The 13114-nt window shown below is 34.9% G+C and carries 14 protein-coding genes and 1 pseudogene; 7 read left to right on the forward strand and 8 right to left on the reverse strand.

All coding sequences use genetic code 11. The features are described from left to right. Window positions 1-10: 10 nt before the first annotated feature. From IPI15_RS13745 to IPI15_RS13760, 4 genes are read right to left on the reverse strand one after another with little or no spacing between them, the layout of a single operon-like run. Window positions 11-1126 carry an NAD(P)/FAD-dependent oxidoreductase gene (locus tag IPI15_RS13745; protein ID WP_287403202.1) on the reverse strand — a complete coding sequence of 372 codons (1116 nt, stop codon included), beginning with the start codon at window positions 1124-1126 and terminating at the stop codon, window positions 11-13. Then, window positions 1116-1820 carry a methyltransferase domain-containing protein gene (locus tag IPI15_RS13750; protein WP_287420735.1) on the reverse strand — a complete coding sequence of 235 codons (705 nt, stop codon included), beginning with the start codon at window positions 1818-1820 and terminating at the stop codon, window positions 1116-1118. Before IPI15_RS13750 ends, IPI15_RS13745 begins: the two co-directional genes overlap by 11 nt. Then, window positions 1813-2919, reverse strand: a complete 1107-nt coding sequence (locus tag IPI15_RS13755; protein ID WP_287420737.1) for a type III polyketide synthase — start codon at window positions 2917-2919, stop codon at window positions 1813-1815. Before IPI15_RS13755 ends, IPI15_RS13750 begins: the two co-directional genes overlap by 8 nt. Then, entirely contained in the window at window positions 2916-3809 is an 894-nt protein-coding gene (locus IPI15_RS13760) for a UbiA family prenyltransferase (RefSeq protein WP_287420738.1), read from the reverse strand. The genes IPI15_RS13755 and IPI15_RS13760 overlap by 4 nt, the downstream gene beginning before the upstream one ends. Before the next feature lie 248 nt (window positions 3810-4057). Here IPI15_RS13760 and IPI15_RS13765 point away from each other — a divergent pair, with 248 nt between their 5' ends. Beyond that, a complete protein-coding gene (locus IPI15_RS13765) occupies window positions 4058-4300 on the forward strand; it encodes an acyl carrier protein (protein ID WP_287403196.1) in 243 nt (80 codons plus the stop codon). Between the two features lie 122 nt (window positions 4301-4422). Here IPI15_RS13765 and IPI15_RS13770 read toward each other — a convergent pair whose 3' ends face one another. The 3 genes and pseudogenes from IPI15_RS13770 to IPI15_RS13780 form a co-directional block, all read right to left on the reverse strand. Then, complete coding sequence (locus IPI15_RS13770) at window positions 4423-4887, reverse strand: hypothetical protein (protein ID WP_287403194.1); 465 nt, start codon at window positions 4885-4887, stop codon at window positions 4423-4425. A 248-nt stretch (window positions 4888-5135) separates the two neighbouring features. Continuing rightward, window positions 5136-5636, reverse strand: a complete 501-nt coding sequence (locus tag IPI15_RS13775) for a hypothetical protein (protein ID WP_287403192.1) — start codon at window positions 5634-5636, stop codon at window positions 5136-5138. Between the two features lie 347 nt (window positions 5637-5983). Next, window positions 5984-7677 (reverse strand): annotated as a pseudogene (locus IPI15_RS13780) (amino acid permease). 177 nt (window positions 7678-7854) lie between these two features. Between IPI15_RS13780 and IPI15_RS13790 the strand changes: the two are divergent. Continuing rightward, window positions 7855-8328, forward strand: a complete 474-nt coding sequence (locus IPI15_RS13790; protein WP_287403190.1) for a YcxB family protein — start codon at window positions 7855-7857, stop codon at window positions 8326-8328. Window positions 8329-8344: 16 nt separating this feature from the next. Here the strand turns inward: IPI15_RS13790 and IPI15_RS13795 are convergent, their stop codons facing one another. Beyond that, window positions 8345-9049 carry a MarR family winged helix-turn-helix transcriptional regulator gene (locus tag IPI15_RS13795; RefSeq protein WP_287403189.1) on the reverse strand — a complete coding sequence of 235 codons (705 nt, stop codon included), beginning with the start codon at window positions 9047-9049 and terminating at the stop codon, window positions 8345-8347. A 116-nt stretch (window positions 9050-9165) separates the two neighbouring features. Between IPI15_RS13795 and crtID the strand changes: the two genes are divergently transcribed. From crtID to IPI15_RS13820, 5 genes are read left to right on the forward strand one after another with little or no spacing between them, the layout of a single operon-like run. Next, window positions 9166-10650 (forward strand): bifunctional phytoene desaturase/3,4-desaturase, encoded by a 1485-nt coding sequence (gene crtID / locus IPI15_RS13800; RefSeq protein ID WP_287403188.1) that lies wholly within the window; start codon window positions 9166-9168, stop codon window positions 10648-10650. Next, window positions 10634-11470, forward strand: coding sequence for a phytoene/squalene synthase family protein (locus tag IPI15_RS13805; protein ID WP_287420741.1), 837 nt, complete (start codon window positions 10634-10636; stop codon window positions 11468-11470). The genes crtID and IPI15_RS13805 overlap by 17 nt, the downstream gene beginning before the upstream one ends. A gap of 18 nt (window positions 11471-11488) precedes the next feature. Continuing rightward, window positions 11489-11899, forward strand: a complete 411-nt coding sequence (locus tag IPI15_RS13810) for a hypothetical protein (RefSeq protein ID WP_287420743.1) — start codon at window positions 11489-11491, stop codon at window positions 11897-11899. 6 nt (window positions 11900-11905) lie between these two features. Continuing rightward, window positions 11906-12370, forward strand: a complete 465-nt coding sequence (locus IPI15_RS13815) for a sterol desaturase family protein (RefSeq protein WP_287403184.1) — start codon at window positions 11906-11908, stop codon at window positions 12368-12370. Then, window positions 12367-13050: a lycopene cyclase domain-containing protein gene (locus tag IPI15_RS13820; protein ID WP_287420745.1), complete on the forward strand. Its 684-nt coding sequence runs from the start codon at window positions 12367-12369 to the stop codon at window positions 13048-13050. Before IPI15_RS13815 ends, IPI15_RS13820 begins: the two co-directional genes overlap by 4 nt. Window positions 13051-13114: the final 64 nt, after the last annotated feature.

Below are 13114 nucleotides of genomic sequence, written 5' to 3' on the forward strand. Positions count from 1 at the left end.
ATAATTTAGTCTAAAATTTATCACCATGTGTCAGTCGAATGATCTTCTTACTGATGAATGGTAAATATTTTAACATAGAAATCGAAATATTAGTCAGTATATTTCTACCAAATAACTTTTGTAAATAAAAACCTACTTTAATCCTTTTTTCAAAATTGTCTTGCCACTTCTCAGTATAAATTTTGTTTAAATCTTTCCGATCTATTTGTCCATTTAGGAACTTAACTAACAATTCGGAAAGTATACCTGCACCGCGAAAAGCCATGCTCATGCCATTGCCGCACAATGGAGCAATAGAACCTGATGCATCTCCGACCATTAAAATATTATTCCAGACAGGCCTCTTTGACTCAAAAGTGACATTGGAAATCACCATTGGTCTATCAAACACAAAAACTGATCGCTCGAAAATACTTTTCAGATACTTATTTTTCATCAGGATCTTCTTTTCTAGTTCTTGGATTGAATTGCCATGATTTTTCAAATTATCGGCTGTTGTAAGATAGCATAGACATGCACTGCCGTTCTCAATAGCAGATACTCCGCAATAACCGTCTTTGAAATTGTGTAATTCTATGACATCTCTTTTGATCCGATCGGACTTAATATGATATTTTACTCCTATGTAATTGATGCTTTTTTTGATATGCCTCATGGAGAACAATGGATATTTGCCGAAAGATCCAATGCAGAGTTTGGTCACAAAATTTCCATTATTAGTAAATATTTCAAATTTTTCATCCTTGTATCTAACATCAAAAACTTTAGTGTTTTCTTTAAGTGTCGCCCCGCATTCCACAGATTTTTTTGCAAGTAGATCATCCAGCAAATAACGACTTATCCCAAAGCCGCCCAAATCCAACTCCTGACTTAACATCGAACCATTTGGAGCAGAAATATTTACATTCCGGATCATTGGTAAATCCATTTTGGACAACGGCAAACCTAAGTTCTCAAGAAAATCATAACTTTCCATAGAAACATATTCACCACAGACCTTGTGCATGGGAAATTGTTTCTGCTCCATCACCAAAACCTTGTAGCCAAGCCTTGAAAGCAAAATTGCGGCGGACAAGCCTGCCAGTCCGGCTCCAATGATGCCGCAATCGTAAGTCTCATTTTCCATTAGGGTAGATTATCAACAAATGTCTGAAAGCCCATTTATTTTTGATGATATAATTTTCCGCACCACTTTTATTAATCATTTTAATCCATTCTTTCTTTTTAAAACCACGCAAAACAGATAGTGGTGCATCATTCCTAACCAAATAGGAATTGGAAAATAACTTTGTCAGCACTTTTATTGAATAATAAGCAATCATATTCCTTTCCAAATCATTTATCAAGAGTATGAGGTTGTGTTCAGAACAAAATCTTATTAGTTCAACTATTTCATTTTCAGTCAAATGATGACAAAATAAAGCTGCATGAACGATATCAGCGTCTTGGATTTGATGACTTATATTCCTGTAATCATCACAGAAGTAGCTTATTTTAGAATCCTCAGGTGCATGATTGCGACAAAAATCTATACAATCCTTTTTCAGATCTATCCCGGACAGTTTTAAATCGACATCACTCTTATGGGACCATTTTTCAAATGCTCGAAGGGAATCTCCGCCTCCACAGCCAATATCTACAATATGAAGTTTGTCGACCTTAGCGCTTTTAATAATGCTATTGAGCCCATCGACAGAAACCTTATGCCCTCCCAATATTTGATTGATCGTATCGAGTTCTCTAAGGTTACAAAAAAGGTCATTCTGATCAATGTCAGTTAGATCAAGCAATTCTGTTTCGTGAGATCTGGATCTAAACATGTGTTAGGATCATAGATTCAAGTGTTAGTCCTGGTCCAAAAGCTACACCAAAAGATTTATCTCCCGGTGCAGACTTATTTTCAAATATTTCCTTCAACACAAATAGAATTGTAGTGGAAGACATGTTACCATAATTCTTTAAAATATCATAACTGCTTTCAAGTTCACCTTGATTCAATTTTAATTCACTACTTACTACTTCAAGGATTTTCTTTCCGCCAGGATGCACTGCCCAATGATTTATTGAGCTTTGGTTAAGATTAAACTTGTCCAAAGCAGCATAAACCAACTTTTTGATATCTGATTTAATCAAATCAGGAATGTAAGATGAAAGCACCATTTGGAAACCTTTAGAGGTGATATTCCACGCCATGTCACTTTTTCCTTTAAATGCCAGATCAGAATAAAATCCATCTATACTTAATGCCCCTGATTGGCCTATACTTACATTATCCCCGACAATCAGACAAGAAGCAGCACCATCAGCGAATATCATATTTGCTGTTTGGTGATCCTTGTCCATTGAATTCTGAAAATGAAGGGTACATATTTCTACACATACCAAAGCCACTACTGCATCTTTATCCGCCCTACAAATGTAGTCAGCTTGCTTCAAACCATGTATCGCTGCGTAGCACCCCATAAAATTGACTGATGTACGATCAATATTACTGTTCAGATCTAGCGCCTGGATAAGTTCAATATCAATACCAGGAGCTGACATTCCGGTGCATGATACGGTGATTAGATGGGTTATTTGATTCTTACTTATGTTTGAATCTAGAGATCCCACCAAACTTTCTTTTGCAAGTCCGATAGCAGATTTATTATAATAATCCATCCTGTCCTGAACCTCCGGCCATGGCAGACTTCTGGCATCTCTTGGTATGAAAGTCCTTTCATCTTTATCACATGAAAAATCCGGCAACACAGAATAGCGGGTTTTTATACCGCTTCGTTCATATAACAATTTTAGCTTTCTATCTAAATTGTCTTCTCCGCTTTCCTCTTGGTAAATATGACTCATAAATTCCGCAATTTTGGACTGATCATGGCAATGTTCAGGCACTGCAGTTGCGATATTTATTATTCTACTCATATAATATTATTATTTAATAAGATTTTTAGCATGAAATATACGTTTAAACAAGTAGATGCGATTAAATTAAGTCTCATGGTATTGGTATAGTCAGCCGCAGACTCATTCTTTATTACTTTCAAAAACCAGGAAGTGAAATAAATCAGCACAGGACTAAGAAACAAAAGATAATACCAGAAAAATGATAAAGTATCATTAACAAAGTGATACCAATAGAATAAAGCTGAAGCTACAGCAAACATTCCCGATGAAAAAATAAAAGTTCCTCTGATGCCTAAGGCCATACTAATCGTATTGACACCGTCATTTCTGTCAGCTTCATGTTGGTATATCTGAGTCATAGGGTATACCCCGGCTATAAGTATTGAGCTAATGAACAAAAGTAGGATGTCGGGCCAAATAAAACTGAATTCTACTGCATCAACAGCATTATATATCAAAAAGAAGGTGAAGCCACCCTGAAATATAATAACTGTCAAAAAACCGAGGATTGGAAACCGCTTCAATCGGATAACTTTAGAGCTATAAGCCCTTGATGCAATCATGTACAAGATAATACCTAGACAAAAATAAAAACCTAAAAGCAGAGAAAGGCCAATGCCAATGATATCGAAAACTAATGAAAGGTAAAAAAGATTTTTAGTAGCTTTTGGTGGGTTTCTGAGGCCACCGATGCTGCCTTCATCCTTGTCCACATAGCTGTTATATCCATTACTGGCTGGGTATATGAAAATATGTAGCACGATGAAACTAATGATCAACGCATAAAGATCAAGTTGTCTGACTTCACTGACGGCAAATAAGAATACTGGCATCAGGAAATAAGAAAATGGTATCCTCATTAATTTGATCGTATCTGCCAATCCGTTTCCACCCTTTATTTCTTTCATTAGTAATCTTATCTTGAGTAACACATAAGTCTTTAAAGATGTCCCAATCTACTGAATATTCTATATTGATCTTCCGGTAATATTGCAAATAACTTAAAATAAAGTAAAATCTTCTTAATGAAGGAACTCGAATATGTAAGGCTTTGTTGAATGATTTGAAAAAAATTGTTCCAAAACTTTGTTTATAGGTGTAGGAATGATTTAATTTGCACCTTAAATTTTATAAATCAAACTTAAACAATCGTAAAATGTCACAAAGTATTGAAGAAAAAGTCAGAAATATTATAGTTGAAAGACTAGGAGTTGACGAGTCTGAAGTAACTCTAGAAGCTAGTTTTACCAACGATCTAGGCGCTGACTCTTTGGATACTGTAGAATTGATCATGGAGTTAGAAAAAGAGTTTAACATCTCTATTCCTGATGAGCAAGCTGAGCAAATTCAAACAGTAGGAGATGCAGTTACTTACCTTGATTCTCAGTTAGGCGCGTAATCTCCTATTAATATATCGAGATAAAAGAGAACGACCGGTGCAAATCGGTCGTTTTTTTGTTTAAGTAAGTTTGTGGCAGTTTATTTTTATTAGATTAAGGCACACGAACACTTAAATGGATGCTAATTCCTTTTACCTTCAAAATAAAATCGACTGGGACCTCCTTGGGGGCTATAAAACTCACGAAGATATTTTACTTCTTTCTCATCAGTGCTTAAGTCAATTCTAGCTCCCAAATTTAGATAAATAAAAGCTCTCATCCAGACCATTGAATCTTGAATTAGATCACTTTTCTTCAAATAGTGGAAATCTGGAATTTCTTTTATAGTGTCACTTGAGATATTCAGTTCGAGTATGCCGGGATATGTAGTGTCAATTTGCACTATCCCTACGTTTTGAACAATTTTGTAATCTGTGTATCTCCAATTTCCTTCATATGTATATTTAACGTAAGGGTTGATTATAGTATCGGGAGTGGTTACGGTGTCGGGAATTACTATAGGAACTTCAATGATAGGAGGATTTTCTTTAGTGCAAGAAATTATGAGCGATGCAAATAAAAGTAAGGGTAAGATTAAATTCTTCATAATACAAGATTTTTATTTAAAAAGTAATTTACAAAATCAATACGGAAAACACTTACTATAATCTAATAACTGTTATTCTATTCGTTGGACTAATTTGTAAATATTTCAAATTTAACTAAATGTTTTCCTTTGCCACACTCAATCTTCGAAGTCTCATTCTGACTTCTAATTTCTAATTTCTAACTTAAATTGAGTAATATCAATAGTTTTAGAGTTTATTTATACCTCTGAAACTAGAATACTATAATTTATACCAGCTTCTGCCACGCATATCTGATCGCCAGGATCAAACCTCCCAGTATCAGAAGTATTTGCCAAAGTGGCACATATGTAAATGAATAAATCCTGACTTTATCTGCCAGCCACATGATCAGTAAGGCACAGAATATGATGGTGATCAACTGGCTCAATCTATCAAATCCCGGCAAAAGTTTGAAATCTACATTTTGCTTCATGAGCCAAATAGTGACCAACATGGATAAAATGGGAAGCACTTGCACAAATAAATTAGTCGCATAAATGTCCTGCCTTTGAAAGGCAAACAGGTAAATATTGAAAGCTACAGAAGCAATACCCGGAATACAAACGGCATATAGGATCGTCGTATAGACGTATTTCCATGGAGATAAATGGCCTTGGTCTTTGGCGATAAACCACATCAGTGCTGCCATTGCCGGCATCAATAAAAAGTATCCGATGATGTATTGAGGGGAAGATCCCAGCCAAATTATAAATTCTCCTAAGGTCATATTTAAACTATTTTGCTGCCAATATTTGAGTTTCGATATTTAAATAATAAGCTTAAAGTTATTCAAAATTATTGCTTTGTATTGCAAATTGATAGACATTTTAAGAAAGTGTTTTAGTGTTAAGCAACTTGCCAGAATATCACCACAGATAATTGTACTCCACTACCCTGCTGATTTCAAATTGTATTAGCAGATTATTTTTTTTTTCAGAAAATCAAAAAGATCATATTTGACACCAACTTCCAACGTCAAACTTTCAGCATCTATCCCCCAGCAATTAGCCTTTAGCATTTAAGCTCTAGCATCTAACCTCTGATTACTGATTAGTGAACACTGACTACTGACTACTAACTTTCAGATTTACTCAACTTACTATGTGAGTATCCATATAGAAAGTAAACCACAAGTCCGATTGCCAACCAAATTATAAAACGCATCCAGTTTGTGTGACTCTCCTGCGCCATGAGATAAAAACAACTTACAAGACCCAGAATTGGAATTAACGAGAATTTATTTTTTATGGTGTAGACACAAAGAACTATTACTACAATCCAGAATATGATCATCGGAAAGGTTTCCCATGCAAATATATCTGAAAAGTAAGTCGGATAATAGTAGAAAATCAAAGCTAGTGTGCCGGCAAGAGCTACCGGAAAAATAAACTGCGCATTGACGTATGGAACCTTAAACTTACTCTCAGGCCTGTCCTTCTGTTGCTGAAGCACCAATATACCTCCACAAACAAGTACAAAGGCAAACAAAGTGCCAATACTGGTTAATGCTAAAACAACATCAAGATTTAAAAACAATGCCGGAACTGCCACCAAAAATCCTGTCAGTATAGTTGAAAAGGATGGCGTACCATATTTTGGGTGGATCTTTGAAAAGACCTTAGGCAATAAACCATCTCGACTCATACTCATCCAGATCCTTGGTTGGCCCAATTGGAATACCAAAAGAACTCCCGCTGTGGCAATTATGGCGCTTCCTGCCACAATTGCAGAAACAAATTTTAAATCTACAGCATCAAATACCATGGCAAGTGGATCACCAACATTCAGTTTTGTATAATGAACCATTCCGGTTAATACCAAAGATAATGCCACATAAAGTACTGTGCATATAATGAGGGCATAAATCATACCGCGCGGTAGATCCCGTTGCGGGTCTTTACATTCTTCAGCTGTCGTACTAATTGCATCAAAACCGATGTAGGCAAAGAATACTGCAGATACCCCTTTAAGGATACCGGTAACGCCTGTTGGTGTGAATGGCGTCCAATTGTCCGTGTTAATATAAAATGCACCGAGAATAATGACAAGTAAAATAATAGCCAATTTAATTAACACCATGACATTGCTTGCACGTCGAGATTCCTTTATTCCTCTATAGACAATATAAGTAATTAAAACTACTATTAGCATTGCCGGTATATCAGCTATCAGATGCAAGCCTCCAAGAGTTGGAGCATTGAGCCATGCATAATATCTAGATAAATCGATGGCATCCATTGCAGAAGTACTGATCCCAGAGGCAATAGCTTCACTTACTTTTGTAAATCCAGTATGAGCTGTTGAATAATCCATAGTAAGCCAGTCGGGAATGTGAATTCCTGCTTTGCTAGTTAGATTAGTAAAGTAATCACTCCATGAAATAGCCACAGCAATATTACCAATGGCATATTCCATCAATAGATCCCATCCGATGATCCATGCGAAGATCTCCCCAAACGCTACATAAGAATATGTATAGGCGCTGCCTGATACAGGAACAGTAGATGCAAACTCTGCATAACACAGTGCCGCAAATCCACAAGCAATAGCCGTAAAATATATAGAAACATGACCCCCGGTCCACCATCAAACGAAGCCTTTCCAATACTACTGAATACGCCAGCTCCGATGACAGCTGCTATGCCCAATGCAGTAAGATCTTTTACTCCAAGTACTTTTTTTAAACCTATACCATGGCTATCACTAAGGCCTGATTCTGCATCAATAAGGATTTTAGCAATTGATTTTTTACGAAAAAGTGTTGACATAGTGGTGTTTTTGTTTGGTTTTAATGATCTTGTCTAGGGTAAAAGTAAAAAAAATGTTTAGAAAATAACGTGTTGTTTATTTAATAAAAATAAAATTGAATTTTGGTAAAAGCTGGAAAGAATAAATGTTATTTTGCCTTTTAATAAAATAAAAGACTTTTCAATAGTAAGGAAAATATGGAATTTACACAGGAAATATCAAAGCAAGAGTATAAGAAAGCAATACTGAGACATTATTTTGCTTTTGGATTTACTTATATTAACCCAATTGTTGGAGTGACTTTGATCCTTGTTTTCTTGTTTATGATTTTTCCAATTCAGGCTTTTGAAAAAAAATCATTTTTGTATTTATTGGGTGGAGTATTCTTATTGCTGAGACCTTGGATATACGTGAACCAGATCGCTTCAATGCACAAAAAAGGCATTATGAAATTTGAATTAAATAATCTTGAAGAAATGACTATTTCTCAAAATGGTAGTTCAACTTCATTTTTTATAAAGGAATTGTATGCTTATGCAGATAGAGGTGAGTTTCTATTTCTTTATTTAACTAAATATAGATTTCATTTGATTGATAAACAGCAAGCGGACCAACCTTTTTTGAATAAACTCAAGATTGTCTTAAACAGTAACGATATTTTGAAAAAATAATGGGAAATTTATGTTTCTAACGATCAGCACTATTCAAGTTACTTTTATAAACATAAGATTCCCCTGAATAAACCAAAAGTTGTAACTCTACGTTTTTTTTGTTCTGAAAAATATCATTGTGATAGTGGTCCATTTTATTTAGAAGATATGCCAGCGAATTTCTTTCTTCGATTGATAGGTTGGCGATCACAATATCTGCCACAGTATCAATGACAGGTAGCAAAGATATAATTTCATTTCTCCCTAGTTCTGTGATAAACACTTGTTTGCTTCTTCTATCATCATGATCATCCTTTTCGTCTATTAAGCCCAGTTTAAAAAGTCTTTTGATGATCTCCGTGCCGGAAGTCTTCTCCATTATTTGAGAGTTGATTAACTGGGTTTTGGTCATACTGGTATAAGTCATTAACGTGATCAGAAAGGTAAATTCTTCAGGTGTTTGAAGAACGCTATCCCTCAACGCTTTCTTAATGTAACCTTTAGCATAGCGATACATAAAGACCATTAGGATTGAAATGTCATTATTTACTTTGCGATGGTTTTCCTTCAGCCATCCTTCTTCTTGGCCTTCAAACTTTCTCATTGAAATGGGCAAAACTTTATTTTTGGCATTTAAATATCCAAGAAAATCAGTCATGGTACACTCCTTATCGTCTGGTCGTGCATTTGAGAATTCATAAAATTGATCCACCAACTCTAATAAAATTTCCTTTTTTCCCATAGCTTTAATTTGTAAATTGCAAAGATATAAAATATTTAGTACAATATTGTATGATACATATACAATGTAGTGCATAAACATACTATATTTGTGAAAAATATTATATTATAGCACTAGTGGAGCAAAACAAAAATAAAAAAGTAATAATAATAGGAGCAGGTTTTTCAGGTCTGGCAGCAGCCAGTTACTTGGCTAAAGCTGGTTATGAAGTTACTATCTTGGAAAAAAATACGCAAGCTGGAGGCCGCGCAAGACAATTAAAAAGAGACGGCTTTACTTTTGATATTGGACCGACATTCTACTGGATGCCTGATGTATTTGAAAGTTTTTTTAAAGATTTCGACACTCAGGTATCAGATTATTATGCACTTGACAAATTAGATCCCGCCTATCAGGTTTATTTTGGTCAAAATGATTCAGTCCTCATTGGAGATTCAATAGAAAAGATCAGCAATACTTTTGATGCTGTTGAACCGGGTAGTGCTAAAAAGTTGGGTAAATTCCTTTCTAATGCTAAAAGCAATTATGAGATTGCAATGCAGGAGCTTGTGTACCAACCAGGAGAAAGTATATTTGAGATCATAACTCCAGCCACAGCTATGAAGTTGGGCTTATTCTTTAAGTCTGTCAAAACACAGATTGCTCAATACATAAGGAATAAAAAACTACAGAAGATCCTTGAATTTCCTGTACTTTTTCTTGGTGCTAAACCTTCTAATACTCCAGCATTTTATAATTTTATGAATTATGCTGATTTTGAACTGGGCACATGGCATCCAAAAGGAGGTATGTACAAAGTGATAGAGGCAATGATTCAACTTGCTCAGAGTTTAGGAGTGAAGATTATGACTGATATCAGTGTTAATTCAATTGAAGTTACAAATAATAAGGCGTCAATGGTCTCAACAGATAATGGAGATTTTGATTGTGATATCTTGTTAAGTAGTGCAGACTATGCACATACTGAGACGCTGCTACCGGAAGCGAACAGGCAATATAGCCAGAGGTATTGGGAGCGGAAGACTTTCGCACCATCGGCATTACTATTTTATGTGGCATTTGATAAAAAGTTAAGTAATTTATCTCATCATACACTATTTTTTGATTCCGACTTCGAAGAGCATGCCAGGACGATCTATGACGATGCCTCATGGCCTGAAGATCCTTTATTCTATGCTAGCTTTCCAAGTATCACTGATGAAACTTGCGCTCCTGAGGGGCATGAGGCGGGAATATTTTTAATGCCAATTGCTCCGGGATTAAAAGAAGATAAAGAAGTACGGAAAAAATACTTTGATCTGATTATCCATCGGTTGGAATTTATAACCGGTCAAAATGTATTAGATAATATAGTGTTTTATGAGTCCTACGGAGTAGATGATTTTGTAAAGGATTATAATTCTTATAAGGGGAACGCTTATGGACTAGCTAATACGCTGTTGCAGACTCACATCCTAAGACCACGAATGAAAAGCAATAAGGTGAAAAATTTATATTTTACGGGCCAACTTACGATACCCGGACCAGGCATACCTCCTAGTCTTATATCTGGAAAAATAGTTAGTGAATTGATACAAAAATACCATGAAAGAGTTATTTGATCAAAGCAGTTTCGAAATAAGTCATCATGTAACTCGACGTTACAGTACTTCGTTTTCGTTGGGAATAAAGCTATTCCATCCATCTATCAGGAATGCTATATATGCCATCTATGGGTTTGTCAGGTATGCAGATGAGATCGTGGATAGTTTTGGACAATATGACAGGGCTGTGCTTATGGATGAATTTATTAGGGATTACAATCTGGCGATTGAAAGAAAGATCAGCTTGAATCCGATACTAAATTCATTTCAGCATATCCTTCACAAATATGATCTAAAGGAACTTTCAGATATATTTTTAGAAAGTATGGTGATGGACCTGCATAAATCTGATTACCATAGTAGAGAAGATTATGAAAAATACATTTATGGTTCCGCTGATGTCGTAGGCCTGATGTGCCTGAAAGTATTTGTGAATGGAGATATTAACGAATATAATGCTTTAAAAAGTTATGCGACCAAACTTGGATCTGCCTTCCAGAAAGTTAACTTTTTAAGAGATTTTAGAGCGGATAATGAGTTACTTGGCAGATCTTACTTTCCAAATGTAGCCTTTGATGATCTGAATGAAAAAGCTACGAAGGAAATCATAGATGAGATACGTGAGGACTTTTACGAGGCAAAGATTGGAATACGAAAACTTCCTCTGACAGCCCGTCTTGGCGTTTATCTAGCTTACAAATATTACGTTGTCTTGCTAAGAAAGATAGAAAGGAAGGGCGTGGAATCTATTCTTAACAATCGCATCAGGATCTCTAATTCTGTGAAAATGTTTTTGGTGGTTAAAACATATATTCGGTACAAAGTAAATATACTGTAACCAATAATTTGGCTTTATATGGAACAGGATAATTACATGATGGTGTTAAGGTCAGAATTTCATAACACAAATACTGAATCAAAACTTACTGCATTTCTCACTAAATATAAAAATGATGTTAGGGTTGATGGCAAACCTTATCTTTATTGTGGTATCATGCAAATGGCGAATTATACAATGAATCCATATAAGAAACTAGATTATTTTAATAAGGGTAAGCAAGCGCTAGAAAGCCATATTTCAAAATATCCGCAACAGATTGATGCTAGATATGTACGAGCACTAATCCAAAGCAAAGCTCCCAAAATATTAAATTATTATCAAAACATTCAAGCGGACATTTCATTTATTAAGAAGAACATTCAGGAAAGTGATGTAGATGAAAAATCTAAATCTACCATGCTGTATCAAATAGGTTTAATTAAATAATAATTAATGACAATCATATTTTATATTTTAATTACAATTGGTGTATTTTTTACTATGGAGATGGTCACATGGCTAACTCATAAATACATCATGCATGGCTTGTTGTGGTATCTTCATGAAGACCATCATCAGCCGAAATATGCAAATACTTTTGAGAAAAATGATGCATTCTTTGCAATATTCGCAACTCCTTGTATCATAATGTTTTACTTTGGATTAATTCCTGAATTAAATTATTTGTTTTTTATAGCCTTGGGTGTATTTCTTTATGGGTTAAGTTATTTTATGGTGCATGATGTGATCATCCATCGCAGATTCAAGTGGTTTGATAATATTAAATCTCCCTATCTAAAAGGGCTGAGAAAAGCCCATAAAGTACATCATAAACATCTTGGAAAAGAGGAAGGAGAGTGTTTTGGAATGTTGTATGTTCCAAAGAAATATTTCATGGAATATTTTAAGAAGATATGAAATATACTTACCTACTCGTAGATCTTACTTGTATTATTGTACCTTTTATTGCGAGTTTTTATCCTAAGCATCCTTTTTATAAAGAGTGGAAATATTTTTTTCCGGCTAATTTGATTGTTGCCCTATTTTTCATAATTTGGGATATAATCTTCACACACAGAGGCGTATGGGGATTTAATGCTGATTATCTAACCGGTTATAATATAGTTAATCTGCCCATTGAAGAAGTCTTGTTTTTTATTTGCATTCCATATTGTTGCGTATTTACTTACTTCGCATTGAAATACTTGGTCAAAAAAATACCTCTGGAGAAGGCTGAATTTTATCTCAAACTTGTAATTTTATTTACTTCATTATTCTTTATGGTAGCAGGGTTTGGAAGGGATTACACATTCTTTACCGGATTATTTACTGCATTGTATATGTTGGGTATGTTTTATTTTAAAACCCGGATGAATTATACCTTTCTAACTTATTTCCTGATAATTCCTTTTTTTCTTTTAAGCAATGGATTGCTGACAGGATATTTTACAGAATCACCGGTTGTTTGGTACAATGCTGCTGAAAATATAGGATTTCGAATATTCACCATTCCGGTAGAAGATTCTCTATATGGCTTTCTGATGATTGCCATGAGTATTGGGCTTTATGATTGGGTTAAGAAATATTATGGTAAGTAGGATAGTAGGACAGTATAATAGTATTATGGTATGACAGAGAAGATTCTAAAAGTTAAATGCACCA

The sequence above is a fragment of the Candidatus Brachybacter algidus genome (assembly GCF_016707225.1).
GTDB classification, from domain to species: Bacteria; Bacteroidota; Bacteroidia; order Chitinophagales; family Saprospiraceae; genus Parvibacillus; species Parvibacillus algidus.

Bases quoted from the DNA above. Each gene is read 5' to 3' on its own strand.
- IPI15_RS13745 (WP_287403202.1), bottom strand. From the start codon at position 1,126: ATGGAAAATGAGACTTACGATTGCGGCATCATTGGAGCCGGACTGGCA.
- IPI15_RS13750 (WP_287420735.1), bottom strand. From the start codon at position 1,820: ATGTTTAGATCCAGATCTCACGAAACAGAATTGCTTGATCTAACTGAC.
- IPI15_RS13755 (WP_287420737.1), bottom strand. From the start codon at position 2,919: ATGAGTAGAATAATAAATATCGCAACTGCAGTGCCTGAACATTGCCAT.
- IPI15_RS13760 (WP_287420738.1), bottom strand. From the start codon at position 3,809: ATGAAAGAAATAAAGGGTGGAAACGGATTGGCAGATACGATCAAATTA.
- IPI15_RS13765 (WP_287403196.1), top strand. From the start codon at position 4,058: ATGTCACAAAGTATTGAAGAAAAAGTCAGAAATATTATAGTTGAAAGA.
- IPI15_RS13770 (WP_287403194.1), bottom strand. From the start codon at position 4,887: ATGAAGAATTTAATCTTACCCTTACTTTTATTTGCATCGCTCATAATT.
- IPI15_RS13775 (WP_287403192.1), bottom strand. From the start codon at position 5,636: ATGACCTTAGGAGAATTTATAATTTGGCTGGGATCTTCCCCTCAATAC.
- IPI15_RS13790 (WP_287403190.1), top strand. From the start codon at position 7,855: ATGGAATTTACACAGGAAATATCAAAGCAAGAGTATAAGAAAGCAATA.
- IPI15_RS13795 (WP_287403189.1), bottom strand. From the start codon at position 9,049: ATGGGAAAAAAGGAAATTTTATTAGAGTTGGTGGATCAATTTTATGAA.
- IPI15_RS13805 (WP_287420741.1), top strand. From the start codon at position 10,634: ATGAAAGAGTTATTTGATCAAAGCAGTTTCGAAATAAGTCATCATGTA.
- IPI15_RS13810 (WP_287420743.1), top strand. From the start codon at position 11,489: ATGGAACAGGATAATTACATGATGGTGTTAAGGTCAGAATTTCATAAC.
- IPI15_RS13815 (WP_287403184.1), top strand. From the start codon at position 11,906: ATGACAATCATATTTTATATTTTAATTACAATTGGTGTATTTTTTACT.
- IPI15_RS13820 (WP_287420745.1), top strand. From the start codon at position 12,367: ATGAAATATACTTACCTACTCGTAGATCTTACTTGTATTATTGTACCT.